The organism is Faecalibacterium hominis (ex Afrizal et al. 2022), assembly GCF_049545105.1.
In the GTDB taxonomy this organism is placed as follows: Bacteria; Bacillota; Clostridia; order Oscillospirales; family Ruminococcaceae; genus Faecalibacterium; species Faecalibacterium duncaniae.
The window spans coordinates 1,913,642-1,937,856 of the sequence record NZ_CP186860.1 but is presented as its reverse complement, the minus strand read 5'-3'; the positions used below and the strand labels follow the sequence as shown (position 1 = coordinate 1,937,856).

Here is a 24,215-nt window from a genome sequence, read left to right as displayed (position 1 = left end):
TGGGAATCCTCTGCATGGGCTGGAATTGCTTTGAAATGCGTGGTAAATTTTGCATCAGGTCAGCAGAGCCAGACGGAGCTGCGCCTTTACTTCGGGGTCTGCGTCCTTCAGAAGTTCCAGCAGAGCGGTCATGGAGATGGTCGGTTCGCCTGCGGCGGGTACAGCCTGCGGGCTGGGGCTTTCCTGTTTAGCATAAAACCCTTCCTCAAATTTCCTGCCCAGTTCTACACGAGAGGACTGCTGGATATGAGCGTAGGTGTTCACCAGCATATCCGCCGTGGCGTGCCCTGTGGTGCCCTGAACGGCTTTCACATCGCCGCCGGAGATCATCAGTTGATAGGTGGCACTGGAATGCCGCAAACCGTGGAACACAATGCGGGGGAATTCCGGGTGGGCATCCTGCCATTTGAGGAACTTCTTGCGGATCAGCACCGGCTCCACTGCCAGACCATTGGGTAGACGGAACAGCATTCCGCTATCATGGTAGCGTGCCGGGTCTTTCATCTCGTCTGCCGCCAACTGATTCAGCCACTTCTTCAATTCCTCTTTCAGTGCAGAGGTCATGAAGATGGTACGGCAGGAGGATGCGGTTTTGGTGCTTTTCAGGATGAGGGAAGTGGTGCTGCGCTCCAGCTTGTCCGGGAATATCTTGATGATGCAGCCATCGTCCACTTGATTTAGGGCTTCTTTCCGCACCCGCTGCATGGACTTGTTGATACGGAAGGTTCCGATGCCATCTGCTGCGTCAAAATCGAAGTCTTCCGGGGTCAGACCTACGATCTCGCCCTCTCGCAGTGCGCCCACCAGTGTGAGGTGGACTGCCAGATGCAGGATGGGGTCCTCCATGCTGTCCAGAGCCGCCCTCATTTCCTCTACCGTCCAGATGGTGCGCTCCTGCGTAGACTTCTTGGGGCTGTCCACGGGAACAGGGCTTTTGACAAGGATGCCCCACTCTACGGCATACTGGAAGGCAGTGCCCAGCAGCCGGTGCACCTCATGGATCGTTGTGCCGGAAAGGAAACGCTGCTTCTGCTTTTCGGTCAGTTCCTGCTTCTTGCCCTCGATATACGAACCACAGGGCGTTTTGCTCAGGGTCGTGTAGAGGTTCTCCATGTGGTAGGGCTTGAGCTTCTGCATCTCCATGCTACCGATATAGGGGATAATGAGATTCTGAATGGTGGAAAGGTTGGATTCGTAGGTTTTGGGTGCCCACTTGTGCTTGCTGCACTGTTTCGGCAGCCAGTCCATCAGGAACTCTGCCACCGTTACCGAGGACGGAATCAGGAAAGTGCCAGCGGCCAGTTCATGCTCGATTTGCTTTTTTCGGTTCGTTGCCTCCTCTTTTGTGGGAAAGCTCTCCCATTTGTCGCAGCTCTTGCCGTGCTCATCTTCGTAGGTGTAGCGGACGCTGTAAGAGTTGCCGCGCTTCGTAATATATGCCATACTGTTTGCCTCCTTATCAAGCTGCCCGGTAGAGCCACGCATCGAAGCTGTCCTTCGGCACACGGATGCTTCCGCCTACTCGCAGGACACGGAATTCGGTAGTGCTGTTGCACAGATTGTAAGCAGAGCGCAGGCTGATGGCCAGCATTCGTGCGATCTCTTCCACCGTGTACACCAGTTTCGTGGTTGCCGGGCTGTCAGTCGGAGACTTGACGGCATTGGTTTGAGTGACCACTTCCATTGTAGTGGGATTCGAGCCCTTTTGCAAGAACTTTTTCGTATAATCGGAAGATTGCACAGGGACGGTCATAGAATTACGGTCAAAATCCATAAGCGTTGCTCCTTATATTGTCATATCATCTAAAAATTCAGCTTAAAGTTCTACATCTTGCCCACGCTTACGGTTTTGCTGCGGCACATTCATGGTGTGCTCCTGCTTGGGGGCAAGAATCTTTTCCAGAAAGCCACGCACCAGTTCGGGCGCACGGTGGAGAGCATCCAGATAGGGTTTCATGTCGTACCACAGGTCGTGGTACTTGTTGCTCCAACGAACGGCCTCCTTCTTGGCGGTGGAAAGTTCTTCTTTCAAGCGGCGGTTCTCCATGTCCATCATATAGCCGTGGTCGGCTTGCTTTTTCAGCTTGGAAAATTCTTCTTCGGTCAGCGAGTAGTTGCCGAGGAAGGTGCGCTTGCCGATATAATCCAGATCACGCGCATGAATGAGGGCTTCTTTCGTGAGCGTGGTCTTTTTCTGAATGGAGGCAAGTTCTTTCTCCTTTTGGGAGAGGGTCTGACTGGTTTTAGCAAGCGATTGTGCCTGCTGGTCGGCTTGGGTGGTCAGGGTGTCCAGCCGTTCCTGTTCCCGCTGGACTTTGAACTGGGTGACGGTCAGGTGTTCTTCGGTGCTGCCGCGCTCACCGCGCTCCACATCCGTGTACCCGGCAGTACGCATATAGTTGAAGAAATCGTCTTGCAGGATGCTGTACGACTTCTTCAGGACTGGTTTGCCGTTCTTTTGCAGCACAGGCTTTCCGGCATCGTCCAGCAGGGGCTTGGAAGCCCACTTCTTGCTTCGGCTGACCTGCATGACGGTCTCCTTGACGGTGCCGACCAGTGCCTTGTCCTTGCAGCGTTTCGACCAGAGGATCTGCTTTTCCACCACGGGCACATAGAGCACATGGAGATGATAGTGGTAAACTTCGCGGCCTAATGCTTCGGTCATGGCACGGTTGATCTCATCGGCGTGCATGACTGCCGAGAGGATATACTGCTCACCACCCACAATCTGCACAGCAGCTTTGTAGGCATCCGCATAGAACTGCTTGGCGAACTCGTAGCCGCCGTGGTTGTCGAAGTAGGCTGAGTTGACATCAAAGACAAGCTCACAGTAGTGGGTGGCATCCGGTTTCAGGCCGCGCGTGGAGATGGTTCCATCGGCTTCCAACTGGGCGAACAGGTCGGTGTAGCTGGCGGTTGGCTTTTTGAAGTGGACGTTCCATGCAGCGCGCTGGGGGATAATATCGGGGTTCCGATAGCTGTCCTTTTCACGCTCATTGTGCTGCTGGGTGTTGCCAACGGCCTTGTCCGAAACGGCGAGATTTCGGACACTGGTGCGGTCAACGCCATCGTTTCTTGCCAAAGGGCATCCCTCCTTTCGGGGTTCAGAGGAAGGTGACGGGGACGGAGATGCACTTCCCCGGAAGTGTAATAACCCACTATGACACTTTCATCCCTATGGGCTGCAAAGTGTAGTGGGCTCTTCGAGGACTCTCCGAGGGGGAACGTCTCCTGCGGGAGAGCTACAATCAAGTTCGCACAATGCGAACTTGATTGCTCCGTACGCATCTGAAAAAATTGCGTACGGAGTTCAATAACCTGTACGGTTCGTACGGTGTACAGACAAGCAAAATACAAGCGATAAAACGCTTGATTTTCTTAAAATCTACCGTACAGGTGCGTACAAGTACAGACCGTACAGGTTGTACGAACTTCTTCCGTGAAAAAATGCACTTTTTACGGGCAGGGGTGGACAAGCGGCTCGATGCCTACAAAACCCCGCACCCTGCGGCCACCGGGCAGGTAGATGTTGTTGGTGGCTTCAAGGTTATAGCGGCGGTCATTCTGGCGCAGCTCTGCGCTGAAACGAATCGCCGATACGCTGTGGCAGGCGTTGTCCTCGCACCACTGCTTATAAATGTCGTAGAACTCCTTGGAACTGATGGAGTAGTCCGCCTTGAAGCGGAAGTAGCCCTCGGACTCCATGAAGTCGATGACGTTGTTGCTGCTGCGTTTGATGGTGTCCACGTTGGCGGCGGCTCGTTCGCTGACCGTGAAGTGGAAATCGCTCTGCACCAGCCGGTGCAGTCCTTCCAGACACCACAGCAGGATGCCCTCCAACTCGGCGCACATCTTCTCCACAAGGAAGGGGTCATCCGTGCGGTCAGCAGGCTTGTCCTTGGTGGTCAGGATGAGTTGGCGACGAAAGAAGCCATCCGAATGGTCGTACAGCGAGGTCAGCGCACCGTTGCCGAAGCAGAGGAACCGGGCGTAAAGGTCCCGCTGGTAGCTCTGGACACCTTTGCGCTCCAAGTCCAACTTGGCTTCGGCAGTCACGATGGTCTTAATATAATTCGTTTTAGGCAGGGCGTTCATATCCATATCATCGTCGATCATCAGCAGGCGGCGTTCCAGATCGGCACGGGCAAAGCGGTTGTTCTCCACTTTCTGGACGCTGCCGTTGCTGGCGGCATCCCCCATGAGCCGTTTCAGCACCAGTCCGATGCGGGACTTGCCCTCGCCGCCCTTGCCAACGATGAGCATCATCTTCTGTCCCTTGGTGCTGGGGATCAGGCAGTAGCCCAGATATTCCTGTAAGGTAGGGATGTCGGCATCGTCCAGCAGCTCGTGCAGAAAGGTCAGCCAGCGGTCAGGGGTGGCGGCTTTGGGGTCATACTTCACAGGCAGGCGGTTCTGGCAGAACAGGCGGCTCTCCTGAAAAGAGCCATCCGGCAGATGGTACACGCCGTTCTGGAGGTGGATGCAGTCCTGTTCGATGGGAAACGGGTCGGAAAAGGCCAGCAGCTTGATGGTCTCCAGAATGTTGGTGATCTTTTTTGACAGGCCGGAGGTGACATATTCCTCGATGTTCTCCAAGATGCGCTGCTTGATCTCGCTCTCATCCTCTACCGGGCCGTCCAGCGTGTACAGCGTTCCGTTGACGCATTTCAGCGGCCACTGTTCCAGAAAGGCACGGCCAAACTGGACTTCATCGATCTTCTTGCCGTTGTACCAGTCCGGCCATAAAGGGTTGCGGGAAATGTTTTTCTTCATAGGGTGGTTCTCCTTTAGAAAAGTGAAGTGGTGGGTCTCACCGTGAGACCCACCACTTCAGGTGAATAAATTGTCAGGCGCACTTTGCCAGAGCAAGGCGGTCGGTGCGCTCCTCCAGCATCAGCAGGTACGACCCGGACAGCAGCCGTGCAGCGGCATCGGCCGTCTGCTGGGGCGTCCCAAATGCAACGCAGTCCGTCAGGTGCTCGATGGTCTCGGTCGTGTGGAGGGCTTCTTCAAACCGTGGGTCATGCGGTTCCTCCGGGGTGGCGGGCTTGTAACGCTCTCGCCAGTCGTGCAACAGGTCGAGATAATCGGTCAGCACCCGCAGGCAGTAGGCGATGTCTGCCCACTGCTCGTCCGTCAGGCCACGCTTGGGCGGCGGCAGGGCGATGGCATTGGCGGGCGGCTTGTCCGGGTCAAGCCAGAGCTTGTCGGGGCGAGGCCCCTCCATCTTGCTGACGCAAGACCGCTCTGTCACTTGCAGTCCCCACTGGGGACTGCATTGCTTCGCAAACGCGAAGTCATTTATCAGCTTCTCGGCGGCTTGCCGTGGGTTCAGGTCGAACAGCTTGGCGGTGAGGTCGATGGCATCTCCGTTGGCTCCACAGCCGAAGCAATAATAATAGGTGTCGTTCAGCATCATACTGGGGTGGTTGTCGGAGTGGAACGGACAGCACACCATGCCATGGCGGTCGGGCTCCATGCCGTACATCTCTCCCACCTGCCGAACGGTGATGGCGGACTTGACGGTTTGATACAGGCTCAAGGGCATTTCTCCTTTGTTTCGTGTGTTGCACCAGAGTACCCCAAAGTGGGAACTCTGGTGTTTTTTGCTTCCTGCCTGAATATACGGGAAATTTTGCAGGAAAGGCAAAAAAGCAGCAGAACTGCAACGGAAAAAGAAAAAAGCCCTCACTGGTTGCAGGGCTACAACAGCAAGGGTGGAGAGGAAACCGTATATTGAACAAAACGGCAGAGCGTATTATAATGAGGAAAAAGATCAAAAAGGAGGGCCGACTACATGGCACAGGAATATCTGCCCGCACCATCCAACGTCCGTCTTGCGGACTTGATGAAAGAGCACAACATAAGCCAACCGGAGCTTGCCAAGGAAATCGGCTGCTCCAAGAGCACCATCAGCCGCTTTATCAGCGGTGTAAAGGGAACCCTGACTCATGAGCAGGTGCTGAAAATTGCAAGGCTGTTCAACGTGTCCACGGATTTTCTGCTGGGAGAAACCAACATCCCTGACCGCAAAAATTACGACATTGCCGAACTGGGCTTGTCCGTAGAAGCCGCAAAGAACCTCTACACAGGGCGCATCAATGCAGAGGTGGTCAACCTGCTGCTGGAAAACGCCCGCTTTGCAGAGCTTACTTACCGCATAGCGCAGTATTTTGATGATACCTTTGCATCCGGCATCGCAGCACAGAACGCTATGCTCACGACATTGAGTACCCTTCTGCGCACAAAGGTCAAGACCCCGGAAGCAGCCAAGGCTGCAAAGGACATCAGCCTTCGGAGAAAGCCTGTGTACCAAGGCGACCTTGATGACATTGAGATGTATTTCATGGCAGCGGTCAAGGAGATCAAAAAGGGTATCGGGAGCCATTACGCCGAACAGGAAGCTATGAGTAAGAAAGTGGCAGAGAAGATGTTCACCGAATTGACCAAGGGGCAGGATGTGCAGCACCCAACAATCACGGCAGAGCAGCTGACGGATGCAATGTTGGACAGTGTTTCGGGCATGGAGGGAGCTACGCCGGAAGCACTGGAACAGCTGCGGAACGGTCTGCTGGGAATCTTGCAGTCTGCCGCAGAGCAGGAAAACGCCCATGAAGCAGACGAATGAACGGCTTTGTGCGCTGGCGCAGAAAGGCGATGCCGCCGCACTGGACAGCCTGATCGACAACAACAAGTCCTTTATCGGCAAGGTGGCAAATGACCTTTTCCGCAGTATGAATCTGGCACAGTCCGGTCTGAATCTTGACACGGACGATTTGAAACAGGCGGGGAATCTGGGCTTATGGAAAGCCGTGCCGAAATTTGATGCGGCGCGCGGCATGAAGTTCCTGACCTATGCGGCTCCTGCCATTCGCAACGCCATGATGGACATGGTACGGGATGCCTTTGCCACTTTTGAACAGCGGATGGTGACGGAGGATAAGGACGGTATCTGCTACCAGCGCGTTTCGCTGGATGATGTTCTGCCGGGAGAAGAGCAGCTGCGGCGCATCGAAGCCATAGCCGACCCTTATGCCATGCAGCCGCAGAGCATTATAGAGGAACAGGAATCGCGCCGGGAACTGTACGATGGTCTGAAACGGCTGACCCAGCGGGAACAGACCTATCTGCTGTACCGCTATGGCTTTACCGATGGCGAGGAACATCCGCTGATCGGCACGGCGATATACTTTCACCTGACAAAAGGCCGCGCCAAAAAGACCGAGGAACAGGCCATGGATAACCTGTGGCTGGAACTGCCGTGGTGGTTTGATTGAATGAAAAGAAAAATCGTGATTGTGCTACAAGCTTTATGGGAATTTATGTGCAACTATACGATTTTGAGAAATTTTGTAGACGGATGAAACAAAATAGGATTAAATCTAAGTATCTAAGGAACGTTGATTTCACGGAGCCGCTGATTACCGACTGTAGGATTTGAGGAGGATGCCGTTTTATGAAAATTACACGAGATAAAATGTTTTTTTCAAAAGATCTTATTCATACAATGGCATATGTCGGAATGTTCGTGGCGGCAATTATATCGGTTGGAGCGTGTAAGTCTGGTATTTGGGTGGCTGCGATATTAGCATGGATTGTAGCAGGTATAATTATCGGATTGGCGATTATTTCTGACTATAAAAAGGCAGAACTTTTGAAAAATGGAACAAGAATCATCGGAAAGGTTACAGCAACAAAACGGGTACATATAAAATTTCATATGAGTACCTACCACCTTGCCGATGAGGATCCGTTACTTTCTGTTTTCTGGAAATGTATAAAGCGGCTCTTATTACAACGGCTGGAAACTGGGCAGGAATTTTGATTGGACAAGTGTTGGGCGATTTCATTATTAAAATAAACGCCACAAAAATCACGCCGGATATGTATATAGGAAAAGTATGGCAGCTCAAGACACACTATGGAGTTTTGATTTGGCTGCTCGTTTTCTTACTTTCGTTTATTATCGGAATGCTTGTTGAAAAGAAAAAACGTGGTTAGAGTGTGTAGCTAATAATCAACAGCCCCCTATTTGCAACGACTGCAAGTAGGGGGCTGTTTAGAATATTCTAATTAAAGGTCAATCTTCTAATCTGCCATGTTCGCAGCCGAGCGAGAGATAATGCTCCAACCCTCCACCCAGTACAAGCTGTGCGTACTCCAAGGGCTTATTGTAGAGCAGCCAGTCCAGTTCCGTCCGCTGAACCGGAGTGTTGCCGTATTCGTCCTCCACGGCGATGCAATCGATGGCAAGAGTGGTGCCATCCTCGGACCGGGCTTCCACCCGGTTGGTGTCCATGTTGTAGCGGCAGGAGAGCAGTTTCGTCATAGTCGTATCCTCCAAGACTTGATTTTTGGCGTGCGGTCACTCAAACCAATGCCGTCAAGTCGATGGGGGATAGGGTGATTTTATTTGTCGGAGAGTAAGTGCACGGTTTCTGCACGGATTTTGCACGGTTTCAAAACGTGCAGAAGGTGCTTTTCGTTGCAAAATCCGACAAAGGGTGCAGAAATTGCCGGGTGAAAAACTACGCTGCTTTGCTCAAAAATAACGATGACTCGAAACTTCCATAAATTGAGACGAACCGGCGGCTTGCTCTCTTAATCAGTGGGCCCAGGGTTCGAGTCCCTGGAGGTGCACCAGATTTTGAACGTCAAATCGTAAGATTTGGCGTTTTTTCTTTATGTAGGAAAGCGGCTGCACACTTTCTGCACACCGTTTGCACATTTGCCCGAATCAGGGGCTTTTCTGCGCAAGGTTTGCACAGCCTGCTTTCCTTTGCATAAAAAGAAGAAATTTTAGGCGAACAAGGCTCTCGTCAATTCTCTGCGTTCGTCTGCGTCCATCAGCTGGATGGCTTCAAGGATCTCCTTACCGGAGATTTTTGTTGCCGCCGGCTTTTCGTTTTGCCGGGGCTGGGATGCTGCTGGGGTCAGGTCTTGGGAGTAGAAGTTTGCTTCGATCTTCTCGGTCAGCTCTAACCGGGGCTTGTCCTGCGTGTGGGCATAGGTGTCCATCAGGACAGATGCCGTTGAATGACCTGTGTTGCCCTGCACCGACTTGAAGTCACCGTCCGACTGCAAGAGCTGGTAGGTGGCACTGGAATGCCGCAGACCGTGGAACACGATCTGCTCAAACTCCGGGTGCTCGGCTCTCCACAGGCGGTACCACTTTGTCAGCAGCTCCGGCGCAATGGGCAGACCATCCGGGAGCCGGAATAGTTGCCCGCAGTTGTTGTACTTTTCTGGGGCGTTCTGCTCGTCCTGCTTGAGTTTTTCCAACCATGCCAGAAGCTCGGCTTTCAGAGGCTTGGTCATATACAGGATGCGGTTGGACTTCTTGGTCTTGGGCTTTTTCAGGATGAGGGAGGATTTGCTTCCCTCACGCCTGTCCGGGAAGGTGTAGTAGACCTGATTTGGATCGAGCTTTTCCAGAGCGTCCTTGTTGGCTCGCTGCATGGTCTTGCTGACCGAGATGGTGCCACGCCCATCGGCGGCATCAAAGTCCAGATCACTCGGCTGCAAGCCGAGAATTTCGCCCTCACGGAGCGAAAGGATCATGCTCATGTGCACCGCCAGATGCAGGGCAGGATTCTCGATGGTCTGCAACGCTGCCAGCATGGTTTTCTCGTCCCAGATGGTGCGCTCCTCGATATTGACCTTGGGGGCATCACGGGGCAGGGGAATCTTGTGGATCAAGTCCCATTCCACCGCATAGGAGAATGCGGTCTTGAGCAGCGTGTGGACTTCGTGGATAGAGGTGCTGGACAGCAGCCGCTTCTTCTGCTTATTAGTCAGGGGCTGCTTTACGCCGTGGACGTACTGCCCGCAGGGAGTCTTGGCAAGGGTAGCATAGAACTTCTCGATGTCGTAGGTTCGCAGTTCCTGCACCTTCCGTTTCCCGATATACGGCACGATAAGATTCTGCACCATCGCCACAGATTGGGTGTAGGTCTTGGGAGACCATTTGTGTTTGGTGGACTGGATCGGGATCCATTTGTACAGCATCTCCTCCACCGTCATGGTGTCGGGGACAAGGAATGTGCCGTCCAGCAATTCTTTCTCGACCGTGATCTTCCGCTCCTGCGCCTCCTTCCTGGTCTTGAAACTCTCCCATCCCTCGCAGGGTTTGCCGGAATGGTCTTTGTACTTATAACGGACGGAGTAGGAATCTCCGCGCTTCATGATAGATGCCATAGATTACCTCCCTCAGACCGCCGCAAACCAGCTGTCGAAACTCTGCTTGTTCACCCGGATGCTGGTGCCGATGCGTAGTACCCGGAAATCCTTCGTGGTGTTGCACAGGTTGTACGCCGCACGGGGAGAAATCGCCAAAAGCTGGGCAATCTCCTCTACCCGGTAAACAAGGGGTTCGTGCTTGGCTGCTTTGGTCTGGTCAGAAGATCCAATGGCAGGGGATTTAGACATCTCCATTGTAGCGAGGTTCGAGTCCATTTGCAAGGACTTATTCGTATAATCTTTATATTTCACATCTTCGGTCATGTCGGGCCGATTCATATTCATAGGCAGACCTCCAATTCCTTGTAACCGAACGCCTGTAACCGGGTAGGAAAACTCTCTTTTTCTGCACACAGGCTGTCCGATGCACTTTATACTTTTTCTTATTCTTTTAAGGTTACATGGTTACAGAAAGAGGAAAACGCAGCGGTTATGCGGCTTTTGCGCCGTAACTGAGGTGTAACCGAATCTGTAACCAGACGTGTAACCGCTGCTCGTCAGAAGGGAAAGCCCAGCTGCTGGGCTTCCGCATCCGTTATTTCGGAGAAATCTTCAGCCCCGGTTTCGGGGCTGGTTACGCGCTCCCAGCCTTTCTGAACACCGTACTTCGGGTAACGCTTGGCGGTCTTGTGAGCCTGCCAGCCTTGGATATCGCCGCGCGAAATTCCGGTGTTCATAATCTCGCAGATAGCACGGGTCTCCCACTCTGCCGGGATATTGGTGTTGCCCAGTGCTTCCGCGTAAAGCTGCTTGGAACACACCCGGTCACCCGTGTAGTCCTCCAGAAAGGCGTAGATCATTCCAGCCTGTGCATCTTCCTGCATGAAGTCCTGCTGGTGAGCTTGCAGCGTTTCCTGCATGGTAGGGCTGAACGCCAGCTTGTAGCTGCCGCTGTTGTAGATGGTCATAGCTTCTGCCCAGAGCTGGTCGATATAGGCACGGGATTCATCCTCGTTGTCCAGAATGTGGACTTCGGCCAGTTCTGCATCTACCGGGACAGGAACGAAGCGGCGGTTGCCTGTGCGGTCACGGGGCAAAAAATCCTGCCGGTTGGTCGTGCCAGCAAAGACGCACTGGCGCAGACGGTCGGCAGGATGGGTCTCGTAGGGGACTTTATAGGTTTCCTTTTGCTTGCTGAGAAAGCTCTTGATCTCCTCAATGCTCTTGGCGTTGGCGGTGGCGATCATCTCCGACATTTCGATGATCCAGTGACCTTGCAGCTTACGGTACACGTTGTCATCGTCCAGTCGCCGCAGGTCATCCGAGAACCATTCATCCTTGACAGCCAGCAGCCGGAAGAAAGTAGACTTCCCAGCACCTTGCCCGCCTACCAGACAGAGCATAGTTTCAAATTTGCATCCCGGTTGGAATACCCGCTTGATGGCTCCCAGCAGGAAGATCTTCATGGCTTCGCAAGTGTACTCGTCCTCCGCAGCACCGAGGAAGTGGTGCAGGACGTGGGCTATCCGTTCCGTGCCGTCCCATTGCAGGCCGTTCAGGTAGTCCCGGATGGGGTGGTAGCGGTTCTCATTGGCAACAATGCGGATAGCAGATTCGATTTTCTTCTCGCTGGAGATGCCGTATTTCTCCATCCTCCGCAGGATATACTTCATGTCGGTGTCGTTCAGGGTCTTGCCGGAGCGGGGCCACCCCACAGGCTTTACGATGTCGATGCGCTCACTCAACAGGTTCAGCCGGATGGCATCGGCCAGCACATGGTCGTTCTGCAAAATCGTGATGCAGTTCTGAATCGTCCGCTGGATCTCTCCGTTGGAGTGCTTGGTGAGCATTTCCTTCACATCTCCAACGGTTCGTGGAGTGCGTTCTTCGTTGGCTTCTTTGCTCAATAAACATCACCTCGTGTTTCTGATTTCTCCGCAGTATGCTGCTCTCCGGGCTTCCGCTGGGTCTGTTCCGCCTGCAAGCGGTTCAGCAGTTGCAGAACGGAATCCCGTGCCTTTTCCTTGACCTGCTCCTTGCCCTTCTGCCGGACTTCTGGCCTCAGGAGCTTCTCCTGCAAGCGGGCAGCGGTGGTCTGCATGGTCTTGAGGAACTTGTCCAGCACAGTGTCCAGACGGTGGGCGGCATATTCCCTCGTGGCTTTGGGAGCCTTACGCTCCGGGGACAGCACCCACTTCTTCGTGTCCTCGATCATCCGCATATCTTCCTTCCGAGTTTCGATACGCACCACATCCGTCACGACCTCCACCGCCTTGTCATAGGCTGCTGCCGAAACATCATCCAGAAGGGTCTCCATATCCGAAACTTTCAGGGTCAGTTCGTCCAGCTTGTTCTGCTGGACGGCAAGCTGCTCCTTCTGCTTGGCAAGGATGAAGTCCTGCTTTTCCAGATATTTGCGGCTGCCGTACTCCGCTTCTTCCTCCAGATCCAGCCCATGCCGCTTTGCAATTTCAAACAACATTTTCCGGCAGGCGGCATCGAAGGTGATCTTGCGGTTGTTGCGGCGGCTGAGGGGCTTGTCCGGGTCGGGCAGGTCGAATCCCAGTGCTTCCAATGCCTTTTCCTGCTGGGGAGCAACCTCGCCGTACTTGTTCTCACAGTCGAACACATGACGCTCATGGATGTGGGGAGTGCTTTCATCCAGATGCAACGCCCAGTCCAGCACATGAACATGGTCGCCAAACTTGGACTTGAACTCGTCAATGAACTCGGTGACGATGTTCAGCAAGTCCTCCGCCGAAGCGTGTTCATCCAGCGTTCCCAGCTGGTAGATGGTCTCTTCCGGGCAGGTCTTACGGCTGGACAGCAGGTCAGGAATGGAGCGGTTGCGCTCCGTGTGCCGGATCTTGGCGTTGCGCTCGTTCTGGCTTTCCACAAAATTGGAATAGCGGCTCTCGTAAAATTGTCGTTCTACCTCCGAGAAGGTCGCGGCTAAATCGTCCGGGTCAGGTGGAGTGAGAGCCGAACGGAAACCGTGGAAACAGTCCCAGTAGATGTTGCCCTTGGCTCGTTCCGGGTCGATGTGCTCACTGTTAGCAAGGTTGAAACTGCGGTCATTGTGCTTGGGGTTGTAAGTGCCGTGTGCTCCGGCTCGTCCGTTGTGTCGTGTTAATTTCAGCTAGACATCCCTCCGTTTCAACAGCTTGGCGGGGAAAGCGCAGCAGCGGAGCTGCTGGATCTGCCGCCGTTTTGCGCCAGATAATACCCAGTAGGATATGACGCACAGCATCATATCACTGGGGCAAAGGACTGCATCCTCTGCACTCTTGCACCGGGCAAGCTGTCCCGATGGACAGCTCGTCCGGCTTTTTCAGTGGGCCATTTTGACCCACTGATTCTGTTACGGGTAGAATCAGGTTGTCCTCTTGGCAACCTGATTTTCAACGACCTTGAGGCGATACGGTAAAATCAAGTGCCGGGTAGCGGCACCTGATTTTTACGGAGTGGGGGGTGACGTGTTACAGATAAAACCGAAGTTCTCAAAATGATAACTCCGGTGGCTTCGTTACGGCTAAAATCAAGTTACGGAAAGCGGAACTTGATTTCAGAGGACAGCCCAAATTCCCACTGTGGGGATTTGGGGGTGAGCAATTAGGCGTTACGGTAAAGTAGTATTTTCCAAAATGGGAAGCACCCCTTTACAGGATAGAAGCAGCCTTCGCTTTACGCTGGCGGTAGCCTTTCTGCCGACAGGCATTGCTGCAATATCTGGCATCTGCCCGGATCGGTAAGAACTGCTCCCCGCAGCAAGCGCAGGTGTACGTTCCACGTTCGGCACGCTTTTTAAGGCTTTTCCGCAGATTCAACATCTTGTGACCGCAGGTCTGAAAGCTGCAATATTTGCGGTTTCGGGTTTGGGTGTAGATGACCTTGCGGCAGTATTCACACTGGATTCTGCGCACACTGGGGTCGCCATCAATGAAATATTCCATCAGAGTGTCCTGATTTTCGCGTTCCCATTGTTCTGTTGTCATAGAAATCCTCCTTTGGTTGTTACGGGTGTGTGGTGGATAATGAAAAGCATTATTTGCCCAAACGTTACAGATGCGTGGCGGTTATCAAAATGGTAACAGCCACTTTCGCACAATAAAGCGTTACGATTGTCTGGTTGGTGATCAAAAATGATCACCAACTAAAATCTGTGCGTTATAGCTGGGTGGTAAGTGGACAATTTGTCCATTTACCACTTCCAAGTGGTGAGTTACGGTTTTCGTAACCCACCACAGAGCGACCGTGTTACGGTCATTTGGTAAGTACTGAAAAGCAGCACTTACCGGATTTCACCGTGGCTTGACAAAATGTCAAGTCGAGGTCAGCTGTAACACGGACAGAGTCAATGTGGACAATTTGTCCACATTGATTTAGGCTGCGGCAATTCACCTCGTGTGGACAAAATGTCTACATGAGGTGAGCCATAACGCAGAAGATCCTTCTGGGAAATGACGCTTTGTGTCATTCACCACATCAACTGGCCATTTTGACCAGTTGATATTGGGTGCGCCGTTCTCCCTGCATGGCTTTCCTGCCCCCTTCCGGCGGCGTTTTCCGGCTCTCCCTTGCGGGGTCATCGCTGGGTATCCCATGCAGACGGTCTTTCTGTTTTCAAGGTTCAGTGCTGGATTTGGCAATAAAAAATCGCCACACAACAACCTGAACCTGACCATCCTTTCCGGGATGGCCTTGGTTCGGGTTTGCTATGTAGCGATAAGAAAGTCAAAAACTTGCTCCGGCTCCTCCGGGAGCCGAGCTGGAACTCTAAATAAATATGTTATATTAAATTGTTGGGATAGATTACCACAAAAATCGAGCCGTGTCAACAAAAAGTTTTGAAAACACGCTACTTTCGGCAGATTGCGAGAAAATGCTCTGAAAACTTTGGCGAAAAGAGAGAGCCGGATGGCTCGTTTTACTTATTTGTTTTTTACCAACAGCGCCTGATAGGGTTCCAGTTCCACATCCGCCAGCCAGACGGAAGTGCCCTCCGGGGTGTGATACTCGCCGCCCAGCGCGTCCAGACTGGCCCCTGCCGGGTACTCGGTAAAATTGAACAGTCCCACCAGCGTTTCCTCGCCGCGCTTGCGTATCAGCGCCAGCACACCGGGGTTGTGGCTGTCCCATGTGGTCACCCACGCATCCGGGGCAAAGCAGGGATCTGCCCGCATTTGGCGCAGCTGCTCCATGCCCTGCCACAGCCGGTTTTGCAACGTGCCTTTTTGGGTGCGCTGCTTTGCGTCCTCCCAGTTGAATTTGCTGCGATGCAAATTGCGGCTGTCCTCCACACGGTCGGGGTCGTTTTTGTAATCCCAGCCGTTGCGCTGGGCGATCTCATCGCCGCAGTTCAGCATGGGGAAGCCCTGCAAGAATGCCATGGCAGTGTGCAGCAGCAGGTCACGCTTCACCGCGTAGTCCAGTGCGGTTTTATCGTCCTTTTCCAGTGCCTGTTCGATACCGCACAGGCTGGCAGTGGTGCCGCAGCTTCGGGCATCGCCAGTAGCGGGGTCGTAATTGTACAGCTCACCCTTTGCCCAGCTGCCGGGGAAGTTGCCCTCATAGAAGTGGTACAGATATTCCTTGTGTTTCTGCGGGTCGATGCCGAGCCGGTTTTCCACCGCCTCGTCCAGACCCCAGCCGATATCATCGTGGCAGCGCAGATAGTTCACGAACCAGCAGTTATTCGGCAGGGCGTGGAGGGCATCCAACTGCGCTTTCAGCAGCCGGGTGTCCCGGCTGGCAAGGGCACCCCACAGATTGACCATGGTGGACACGTTGTAGAGCATGTGGCATTCCGGCTTTTCCGGGGTGCCGAAGTAGGCGGCAAGCTCCTTGGGAGCCATGACCACCTCGCCCTTGAGGATGACCGCCGGGCAGACGCATTCCAATACCATGCGCAGCATCCGCACAATGGTGTGCACCTGCGGCAGATTGCGGCAGGTAGTGCCCAGCTGCTTCCAGATATAGGGCACCGCATCAATGCGGAACACTTCTACACCCAGATTTGCCAGATGCAGGATGCTCTTGGTCATGTCTACGAACACTGCCGGGTTGGCATAGTTCAGGTCCCACTGATAGTCGTGGAAGGTGGTCAGCACCCACTTGTGCATTTCCTCACACCATGTAAAGTTGCCGGGCGCGGTGTTGGGGAACACCTGGGGCACAGTCTGCTCGTACTGGTCGGGGATGGTGCGGTCCTCGTAGAGGTGGTAATAGGCCTGAAACCACGGGTCTCCCGCCTTTGCCGCCATGGCCCAGCGGTGGGTACTGGCGGTGTGATTCATGACAAAATCCAGACACAGGCTGATGCCCGCCTTGCGCAGCTCACGGGTCAGGTTTTCCAGATCCTTGTTCGTGCCAAGGGCAGGGTCTACGGTGTCGAAATCCTCCACCGCATAGCCGCCATCGTTGTGGGGGTGGGGCATCTGCAGCAGGGGCATCAGGTGCAGATAAGTCAGCTTCTGCTCCTTGAGGTAGGGCAGCTTCTTTGCCAGTTCTTTCAGATTTCCGGCAAAGAGGTCGGTGTACATGGTCATGCCGAACATATTGCCCCGCTTGTACCACTCCGGGTCGGCAGAGCGCGCCTTGTCCAGTGTTTTCAGCTCGGCACTGCGGGCGTTGTAGGCTTCTACCATCTCCCGCTCCAGAACCTCCAGCCCTTCCCGGTTGTGGTACAGTTCCATGAACAACCATTCCAGTTCGTCCTTGCGCTTGGCAAACCGGGACTCAAATTCCTGTTTCGCTGCCATGGTTCAGCCCTCCACTTCTGCAAGGGTGGGCATGGCGGGGATAGCGCCGTGGCGGCTGGTGGTGATGCTGGCCGCTTTGTTGGCAAAAGCCAGAATGCCTTCCAGCTTGTCCACCGTCAGGGTGTCCAGCTCTTCCTTGCAGAGCTTGGAAAGTGCCGCACCAAAGAAGGTATCGCCTGCGCCGTTGGTGTCGCCCACCTTGCAGGGAACGCCAGCCACACGGCCGGTTTTCTCTCCAAAGCGGTAGAATACGCCGTTTGCACCCAAGGTGACAAAAATCAGCCGGATTCCGTTCTGGGCAAGCTGGGCTGTGCCGCTTTCGCAGTCGGTGGTGCCGGTGAGCAGGGGCAGTTCTTCATCGGAAACTTTCAGAATATCCACCAGCGGCAGGGGTGCTTTCATCTGGGCAATGGCTTCCTCTTTGTTCTTCCAGAGGTTGGCACGGTAATTGGGGTCATAAGTAATGACAGCACCCAGCTTTTTGGCACGGGCGGCGGCGTCCAGTGTCGCGGTGCGGGAAGGGTCTGCGGTCAGGCTGACCGAGCCGAAGTGGACGATTTTGGCAGCTTTCAGAGCGCCCTCCGAAATGTCCTCTTTGCTCAGCATCACATCGGCATTGGCGCTGCGGTAGAAGCTGAAATCCCGCTCACCGGTGGCATCCACCGAGACCACCGCCATGGTGGTGGGGTGGTCTGCATCCACCGCCATGCCGGAAACGTCTACCTTATTTTCTGCCAGAACCTCTTTCAGGTAGCGGCCAAAGGCATCCGCACCCACCTTGCCGATAAAGGCGGTCTGTGCGCCCAGCCGGGCGGCAGCCACCGCCAGATTTGCCGGGGCACCGCCGGGGTTTGCGGCAAATTGAGGGATGCCGCGCGTATCCTTGCCGGTCTGGGTCAGGTCAATCAAAACTTCACCAATCGTTACAATGTCCATGATAATTCTCCTTATTCTTGATGTGAAACCCAACGATCACCGCTGGAACAGATAATGAATGTAAGCGGCTGCACGCTCCGGGTGTGGTGCATTCTGCACTACCCCAAGATAGACTTTGCCAGAAAAACCTGCCTGCCTGACAAACGGCGTGTCCGAAATATCCAGCACGGTCCCACCGGCGTTCAGACCCGGCAGTGCATGGAAAGACGCATCCAGCGTCCGCAGATCGAGAAAATAATCATCTGCCAACAGTCGGTCCCGTGCATATTCGTCCATCAGAACAACATCTAACCGCTGGGCACTGACTGCGCCCAGCAGCTTCATCTCTGAAGCATATACATACTGCTCCTCTGCGCGTTCGCTCTCGCTGAGCAGCAAGCCGGACAGCAGATCGACCTGTTGCTTTTTGGTCAGACCCTGCGCCTCGGCAAAGCCGGTGGTAAGCTGTTCCGTCAGATCAGACCCGGCAGTGATATTTACCAGACCAAGGTAAAGCACATCCTCTTTTTTCGTCACATGGCGGTAGGCTGCATACCCGAGGATATAGACGACGATGAGCACGATCGCAATGGGCAGCTTGTAATATGCCCAGATGTGCTCCCACTTTTTGCGCCCATGGAGAGAGCGGAGCGTATCCAGGTCAGTTTTCGTCATGGTCGTATTCCTCGTGTACTGCATCAGGGTCTCCACCGATCAGATAGAGGATCCGAAGCATCAGAAAGGAGCAGAGCATGGCGCAGAAACCCATGCCCAGCAGGAATGCAGGCGTGAACACAAACACTATGACGTACCCCATGATGCCATAGATCGCCGCCATCAGCAGGGTGCAAAACAGATACCGGACACCCACGAGAAACGCTGTTTTCAGGATGCCGAAGGTGGTGTTTTCAAACCGTGCCAGCAGAGGAAAGGCATACAGCAGAACGATGCCGTACAGAACTGCCGCACCAATAAGCACTGCAGTGAGCAGCGTCCAGAAAATGTTTTCGCTCCACATTCGGCGCAGCACAAAGCCATCCGCAGCCAGGAAACTGCCGACTGCCAGCAGGATAAGCCAGAGTTTTGTGGCAGGCTTAAAATTTTCCCGGAACGCCTTAAAAAACATCCGGGTCAGACCATCGTCCCGATCTTCCGCCATTTTGAGCGTGACGTAGAACAATGCGGTCGTAGAAGCCCCTATGGTAACGATGGGCAGGCTGCACACGAGCCATAAGATGTTCAGGTAAGCACTGTAAGTCAATTTCGTCAGCACAGCAAACAACGGCTTGTCCGTATTGCACAGGTCACGCATGGGGGTTCTCCTTTCGCTCAATCTCCTGTGGATTCGCGCAGGATCAGGTTGGTTTCCGTATAGACGGTGCGATAGTTCAGCGATGGCTCTTCGATGCGGGTCATAAGCAGATTGGCAGCGGTGTAGCCCATGATCTGTCCATGGATATGGATCGAAGTCAGACGGGGGGCAAAGTAGGAAGCCTCCTGACTGTCATCGAAGCCGCAGACCCAGATATCATCGGGGACCGAATACCCCAGCTCATTCAATGCCTTGACCAGATCCATGGCAACAAAGTCATTGGCGCAGACAAAGGCATCCGGCATCGTTTTGAACCGACGGATGGTTTCGTACAGGGATGCCGGATAGTTCTGCTGTCCAGATGGCATCGCACAGGTGCTCAGGCCCTCTGTCAGACCAAAATACTCCACTGCATCCCTATAAGCCATATAACGCTCAAAGAAGGACTGACAGTGGTTTTTATCCCCCGCGAAGCTGATGCGTTTTTTGCCGCGCTGGACCATGTGGGTCACCGCATTCTGGATTTCAATGCGGTTTTCCATATAAAGGCGGTCAGCTTTAAGAGGAGGACGCATATTCATCACAGGGCTGTCTACAAACAGCAGCGGAACATCCAGATCGCACAGCATCTGTGCGTAGTCATAGTCGAATACTTCAAAGCAGATGATGCCGGCTGTGCGCTGGATGTTGAGAGAAGATGGAAGTTTTTTCTCTTTCAGCTCTATGGGAGAAATGCGATGAATGGTCATGCCGCTGTGCAGATGGTTGATTTCCGACTGGAAACGATCCAGCATCGTGGAGGAAAAGTGAGAGCTGCTCAGAAACTGGGTCGTCAGCATGGCGATCTCCCGTTTGTCACTCGGCAGAATGAAAGGCTCTGCTGCTTTTGCAGCGTCTTCCTGAAACAGCGGCAGATAGGCGAACTGCTTATAGCCCATTTCGGCGGCTTTGCGCAGGATCTTCTCCCGTGTGGCATCTGCCAGCACACCGGTGTTGTTGATGGCCTTTGAAACTGTGTTGCGGGAAAGCTGCAGTTCGTTTGCAATATCCTGAATGGTGACCTTGGTTGCCATAAGTCATCCTCTTTCTTTATAATATAGGAGCGGATGTTCTTTCTTTTATAGATAAAGTCTGGTGACGGATCTTGTTCTTTATGACTCCAGTATAGTGCAAATGCACAAATTAGTCAAACGTAAAAATGCAAATCATCATTTTGCATATTTGCGCACGTTCGAATTTGTGCATCTGTACAAATCCACAGTATTTCTTGATATATACTATGAATTATCGTTGACATTCGCTTGCTTGCGTGGTATAAATGAATTACAGAGTTTTACATTTGCACAATCAAAGTAAAAAGTGCAAAACTCAAAGGTGCAAATGTAAAATGCAAATCAAGCGGCAAACAAATCAAAAAGGAGGAGAATGATTCATGAAAGCAAAGACAGCCTCGTCGGAAACGGCTGTGCTGGCAGCAGAACGCAAGCTGCACAACACATGGGTCTACATCAAACGGCATTGGCAGCTTTACCTGTTGTTCCTGCTGCCTGCCGTGGCGCTGACGCTGGTGTTCAAGTACGCTCCCATGGGCGGTGTGCTGATCGCGTTCCAGAAGTACAATCCCTTCAGGGGCATCTGGGGCAGCGAGTGGGTAGGCTTCAAAAACTTTACCCGCTTCATGTCCTCGCCGGACTTCCAGCGCTATCTGATCAACACCCTGAAGCTGAGCGTCTACGGCCTGCTGTGGGGCTTCCCGATCCCCATCCTGCTGGCATTCCTGCTCAACCGTATCGAGAGCAAGAAGATCAAGCAGAAGGTGCAGCTGGTGCTGTATATGCCCAACTTCATCTCGGTCATCGTGCTGTGCGGCATCGTCCGGGTGCTGCTGAGTGTCACCGGCCCGGTGAACGGCCTGCTTCACACCAGCATCAATTTTATGACGCTGCCGGAAGCATTCCGCCCCATCTACATCATCAGCGGCATCTGGCAGGGTGCCGGCTGGGCATCCATCATGTACACCGCATCTCTTTCTAACGCCAGCAAAGATCTGAAGGAAGCTGCGATGATCGACGGCGCAAACCTGATCCAGCAGATCATGACGGTGGAGTGGCCCGCCATTAAGGATATGGTCGTGATTCAGTTTATCCTGCAGGCAGGCAACATCATGAGCATCGGTTTTGAAAAAGCCTATGCCCTGCAAACCGACCTGAACCTGAACACTGCCGAGATCATTGCAACGTACGTTTATAAAAAGGGCCTGTTGGACGGCGATTACAGCTTTTCCACGGCAGTCGGTCTGTTCAACACCGTTGTCAACGTCATCCTGCTGATCGCAGTGAACAAGATCGTTGCCAAAATGAACGATGGCAAGGGCTTGTAAGGAGGGGTTTACCATGGCAAAACAGAAAAAATCAAAAATGGCCCTCTACACCAGACAAGATAAGATCATCCTGTACTGCGGCTACGCACTTCTGGGCTTGTTCCTGCTGGCGATCATCGTTCCGATGATCTACATCGTCATCGCGTCCTTTATGGACCCGGTCACTCTGCAAAACAAGGGCATTTCCTTTGATTTCAGCAAGTGGAGCCTGGATGCTTACCAGCGTGTCGTTTCGGACAAGCAGATCTGGGTCGGCTTCAAGAACGCAGTACTTTACTCGATCATCTTCACCATCATCTCGGTCGCTGTGACGATGCTTGCCGCTTATCCCATGTCGCTGCCGGACTTCAAAGGCAAAACGATCTTCAACACCTTGTTTGTGATCACGATGTTTTTCAGCGGCGGTCTGATCCCCACCTACCTGCTCATCAACAATCTGGGTCTGCTGGATTCCATGTGGGCGGTCATTCTGCCGGGAGCATTCAGCGTGTGGAACATGATCATTGCCCGTACCTATTATCAAGGCATCCCGCGTGAGCTGCGCGAAGCTGCGGATGTGGATGGAGCCAGCGAGATGCTTTACTTCTTCAAGATCCTGCTGCCCGTCTGTATGCCGGTGGTGGCAGTTCTGGCCCTGTGGCAGTTCGTGGCAATGTGGAACAGCTACTTTGACGCCATGATCTACCTGAACAGCGCATCGAAGCAGCCGCTGCAGCTGGTGCTGCGTTCCATCCTGATCCAGAGCCAGCCGGAATCCGGCATGATCGCAGATATCCAGAGCACTGCCGAACGTGCGAAGATGGCAGAGCTGCTCAAATATGCAACCATTATTATTTCCAGTCTGCCGCTGCTGGTGATGTATCCCTTCTTCCAGAAGTATTTTGATGCCGGCATCATGGCTGGTTCCATTAAGGGCTGAGGATATTCCAGATTTTTATGAGCCGGTACGCTCATCTGTTACACGAAAAAGAAACATAAAAAAGGAGAAAATACCATGAAAAAGCTGATCTCTCGCCGCAACTTCCTCAAGGTCTGCGCTCTGGCGGGCTCTGCCGCTGCTCTGTCTGCCTGTGGCGGCAAATCCACCGGCAGCGGCGATTCTGCTGCCGCAGCTGTGGACGTGACCGGTGCCGTTACATTTCCGCTGTCCGAAAAGGTCACCTTTACCGGTATGACCAGCTTCCCTGTGGGCAGCGAACCCGAGCCGAACAACCGCACCATCTTCAAGCGTCTGGAAGAGCAGACCAATGTGCACATCGACTGGACCGCCATCCAGTCCGACCAGTGGAGCGATAAGATCACCCTGAATATGTCCAACCCCAACACCCTGACGGATTTTGTTTTTACTGCTGATTTTACCGACAGCAATCTGCTGCGCTACGCAGATCAGGGTGTCATCCTCAATCTGGAAGACTACATTGACAACAATATGCCTTATCTCCAGAAGGTCTTTGAGCAGTACCCGGAGTACCGCACCATGTGCACCGACAGCGATGGCCACATCTGGGCACTGCCCTGGATCGAGCAGCTCGGCTCAGAAAAGACCGCCATCCAGACCATTGGCAACATGAGCTTCATCAATACCAAGTGGCTGAACTTCCTCGGTCTGTCGATGCCCACCACGGTGGACGAGTTTGAGCAGGTGCTGATGGCATTCCGTGATAACGCCGCTTCTATCAAGGCAGAGTATGGCATTGACGGCGACATCATCCCCATGTCCTGCATCGTCAACAATGGCGATCAGGACCCCAGCATCCTCATCAATGGCTTTGGCGAAGGCTACGGCGATGCAGACAAAGACCGCCATATCGCTGTTACCAACGACCGGAAAGTCATCTGTGCCGCCACCCAGCAGGGCTACCGTGATGGTCTGGACTGGCTGCACAAGCTGTATGCCGAAAAGCTTATTGACCCGGAGTGCTTCACACAGGAGTGGTCCACCTATGTTTCCAAGGGCAAGGCTGGCCGCTATGGTGTCTGCTTCAGCTGGGATGTTGCCAACATTGACAACCTGACCGACTGGGAGCCGCTGCCTGCCCTGACCGCCGATACCCGGAATATCACTCCGCAGAACGGCTCTTTCACCAGCGGCTTTGCCCGCGGCAAGTGCGTTGTCACCGCAAAGGCGACTAATCCTGCACTGGTTTGTGCATGGCTGGATCAGATGTACGCACCTCTCCAGTCTCCTCAGAACAACTGGGGTACTTACGGCGATGCAGAAGGCTTTAACATTTTTGAACTGTCCACCAACGATAAGGGCGAGCCCATGCTGAAGCACGCTCCTCTGGGCGATGCTTCTCCCGTGGAAGTCCGTGAGGCGCAGTGTGTCGGCGGGCCTCTGGCGGTTCTGGATGATTACTATGGTGTATACGTTACCTGCCCGGACGATGCACAGTACCGTCTGGATTGGATCAAGGATATCTACACCCCGGATATGAACAACGATTATGTCTATCCCAATGTCTTTATGAGCAACGAGGATACCGAGCAGGTCTCTAACCTGCAGGCAGATCTGCAGACCTACATGAATACGCAGAAGGCGAACTGGATCATGAACGGCACTAAGGATGCAGAGTGGAACGACTATCTGAGCAAGCTGGAAGCCTACGGCCTGTCCGACTATCTGGGCATTATGCAGAAATATCTGGATGCTTACTACGCATAAGAA

At 53.5% G+C, this 24,215-nt stretch carries 22 protein-coding genes; 6 read left to right on the top strand and 16 right to left on the bottom strand.

The features are described from left to right. Positions 1-54 precede the first annotated feature (54 nt). The 5 genes from ACKXGA_RS09440 to ACKXGA_RS09420 form a co-directional block, all read right to left on the bottom strand. Complete coding sequence (locus tag ACKXGA_RS09440; RefSeq protein ID WP_423729365.1) at positions 55-1,443, bottom strand: site-specific integrase; 1,389 nt, start codon at positions 1,441-1,443, stop codon at positions 55-57. Between the two features lie 16 nt (positions 1,444-1,459). Further along, a complete protein-coding gene (locus ACKXGA_RS09435) occupies positions 1,460-1,774 on the bottom strand; it encodes a helix-turn-helix domain-containing protein (protein WP_423729364.1) in 315 nt (104 codons plus the stop codon). Between the two features lie 42 nt (positions 1,775-1,816). Next, on the bottom strand, positions 1,817-3,082 hold the full coding sequence (locus tag ACKXGA_RS09430) for a plasmid recombination protein (RefSeq protein ID WP_423729363.1): 1,266 nt from the start codon (positions 3,080-3,082) through the stop codon (positions 1,817-1,819). A 374-nt stretch (positions 3,083-3,456) separates the two neighbouring features. Next, positions 3,457-4,773, bottom strand: coding sequence for a DNA primase family protein (locus ACKXGA_RS09425; RefSeq protein ID WP_423729362.1), 1,317 nt, complete (start codon positions 4,771-4,773; stop codon positions 3,457-3,459). Between the two features lie 73 nt (positions 4,774-4,846). After that, positions 4,847-5,548 carry a CHC2 zinc finger domain-containing protein gene (locus tag ACKXGA_RS09420; RefSeq protein WP_423729361.1) on the bottom strand — a complete coding sequence of 234 codons (702 nt, stop codon included), beginning with the start codon at positions 5,546-5,548 and terminating at the stop codon, positions 4,847-4,849. Positions 5,549-5,797: 249 nt separating this feature from the next. On the opposite strand from ACKXGA_RS09420, the gene ACKXGA_RS09415 reads away from it, so the two are divergent. The 3 genes from ACKXGA_RS09415 to ACKXGA_RS09405 all read left to right on the top strand — a co-directional run bounded on the left by ACKXGA_RS09415 (position 5,798) and on the right by ACKXGA_RS09405 (position 7,825). Further along, positions 5,798-6,628 carry a helix-turn-helix domain-containing protein gene (locus tag ACKXGA_RS09415; RefSeq protein WP_423729360.1) on the top strand — a complete coding sequence of 277 codons (831 nt, stop codon included), beginning with the start codon at positions 5,798-5,800 and terminating at the stop codon, positions 6,626-6,628. Continuing rightward, positions 6,612-7,277: a sigma-70 family RNA polymerase sigma factor gene (locus ACKXGA_RS09410; RefSeq protein ID WP_423729359.1), complete on the top strand. Its 666-nt coding sequence runs from the start codon at positions 6,612-6,614 to the stop codon at positions 7,275-7,277. Before ACKXGA_RS09415 ends, ACKXGA_RS09410 begins: the two co-directional genes overlap by 17 nt. Before the next feature lie 179 nt (positions 7,278-7,456). Continuing rightward, positions 7,457-7,825, top strand: a complete 369-nt coding sequence (locus ACKXGA_RS09405; protein WP_423729358.1) for a hypothetical protein — start codon at positions 7,457-7,459, stop codon at positions 7,823-7,825. Positions 7,826-8,080: 255 nt separating this feature from the next. On the opposite strand, the gene ACKXGA_RS09400 is transcribed toward ACKXGA_RS09405, so the two are convergent. From ACKXGA_RS09400 to ACKXGA_RS09350, 11 genes are all read right to left on the bottom strand, one after another. Then, positions 8,081-8,329: a DUF6061 family protein gene (locus ACKXGA_RS09400; RefSeq protein WP_423729357.1), complete on the bottom strand. Its 249-nt coding sequence runs from the start codon at positions 8,327-8,329 to the stop codon at positions 8,081-8,083. A gap of 470 nt (positions 8,330-8,799) precedes the next feature. Further along, complete coding sequence (locus ACKXGA_RS09395) at positions 8,800-10,197, bottom strand: site-specific integrase (RefSeq protein WP_423729356.1); 1,398 nt, start codon at positions 10,195-10,197, stop codon at positions 8,800-8,802. Between the two features lie 12 nt (positions 10,198-10,209). Then, complete coding sequence (locus tag ACKXGA_RS09390) at positions 10,210-10,524, bottom strand: helix-turn-helix domain-containing protein (RefSeq protein WP_423729355.1); 315 nt, start codon at positions 10,522-10,524, stop codon at positions 10,210-10,212. A 212-nt stretch (positions 10,525-10,736) separates the two neighbouring features. After that, positions 10,737-12,029, bottom strand: a complete 1,293-nt coding sequence (locus tag ACKXGA_RS09385) for a VapE domain-containing protein (RefSeq protein WP_423730398.1) — start codon at positions 12,027-12,029, stop codon at positions 10,737-10,739. 53 nt (positions 12,030-12,082) lie between these two features. Then, a complete protein-coding gene (locus tag ACKXGA_RS09380; protein ID WP_423729354.1) occupies positions 12,083-13,075 on the bottom strand; it encodes a hypothetical protein in 993 nt (330 codons plus the stop codon). A 763-nt stretch (positions 13,076-13,838) separates the two neighbouring features. Then, positions 13,839-14,174, bottom strand: coding sequence for a hypothetical protein (locus ACKXGA_RS09375; RefSeq protein WP_423729353.1), 336 nt, complete (start codon positions 14,172-14,174; stop codon positions 13,839-13,841). Positions 14,175-15,110: 936 nt separating this feature from the next. Then, the gene (locus ACKXGA_RS09370) at positions 15,111-16,940 is read right to left on the bottom strand and encodes an amylosucrase (RefSeq protein ID WP_423729352.1); all 1,830 of its coding nucleotides are present in this window, start codon (positions 16,938-16,940) and stop codon (positions 15,111-15,113) included. Positions 16,941-16,943: 3 nt separating this feature from the next. Further along, positions 16,944-17,876, bottom strand: coding sequence for a carbohydrate kinase family protein (locus ACKXGA_RS09365; protein ID WP_423729351.1), 933 nt, complete (start codon positions 17,874-17,876; stop codon positions 16,944-16,946). A gap of 36 nt (positions 17,877-17,912) precedes the next feature. Continuing rightward, positions 17,913-18,530, bottom strand: coding sequence for a hypothetical protein (locus ACKXGA_RS09360; RefSeq protein ID WP_423729350.1), 618 nt, complete (start codon positions 18,528-18,530; stop codon positions 17,913-17,915). After that, the gene (locus ACKXGA_RS09355) at positions 18,517-19,167 is read right to left on the bottom strand and encodes a YesL family protein (protein WP_005934839.1); all 651 of its coding nucleotides are present in this window, start codon (positions 19,165-19,167) and stop codon (positions 18,517-18,519) included. The genes ACKXGA_RS09360 and ACKXGA_RS09355 overlap by 14 nt, the downstream gene beginning before the upstream one ends. A gap of 17 nt (positions 19,168-19,184) precedes the next feature. Further along, positions 19,185-20,240: a LacI family DNA-binding transcriptional regulator gene (locus tag ACKXGA_RS09350; protein ID WP_186851179.1), complete on the bottom strand. Its 1,056-nt coding sequence runs from the start codon at positions 20,238-20,240 to the stop codon at positions 19,185-19,187. A gap of 359 nt (positions 20,241-20,599) precedes the next feature. Here ACKXGA_RS09350 and ACKXGA_RS09345 point away from each other — a divergent pair, with 359 nt between their 5' ends. The 3 genes from ACKXGA_RS09345 (at position 20,600) to ACKXGA_RS09335 (ending at position 24,212) form a co-directional block, all read left to right on the top strand. After that, positions 20,600-21,547, top strand: coding sequence for an ABC transporter permease (locus ACKXGA_RS09345; protein WP_423729349.1), 948 nt, complete (start codon positions 20,600-20,602; stop codon positions 21,545-21,547). Beyond that, entirely contained in the window at positions 21,531-22,466 is a 936-nt protein-coding gene (locus ACKXGA_RS09340) for a carbohydrate ABC transporter permease (RefSeq protein WP_373274340.1), read from the top strand. The genes ACKXGA_RS09345 and ACKXGA_RS09340 overlap by 17 nt, the downstream gene beginning before the upstream one ends. A 75-nt stretch (positions 22,467-22,541) precedes the next feature. Further along, entirely contained in the window at positions 22,542-24,212 is a 1,671-nt protein-coding gene (locus tag ACKXGA_RS09335) for an extracellular solute-binding protein (protein WP_423729348.1), read from the top strand. The last annotated feature ends 3 nt before the right edge of the window (positions 24,213-24,215 follow it).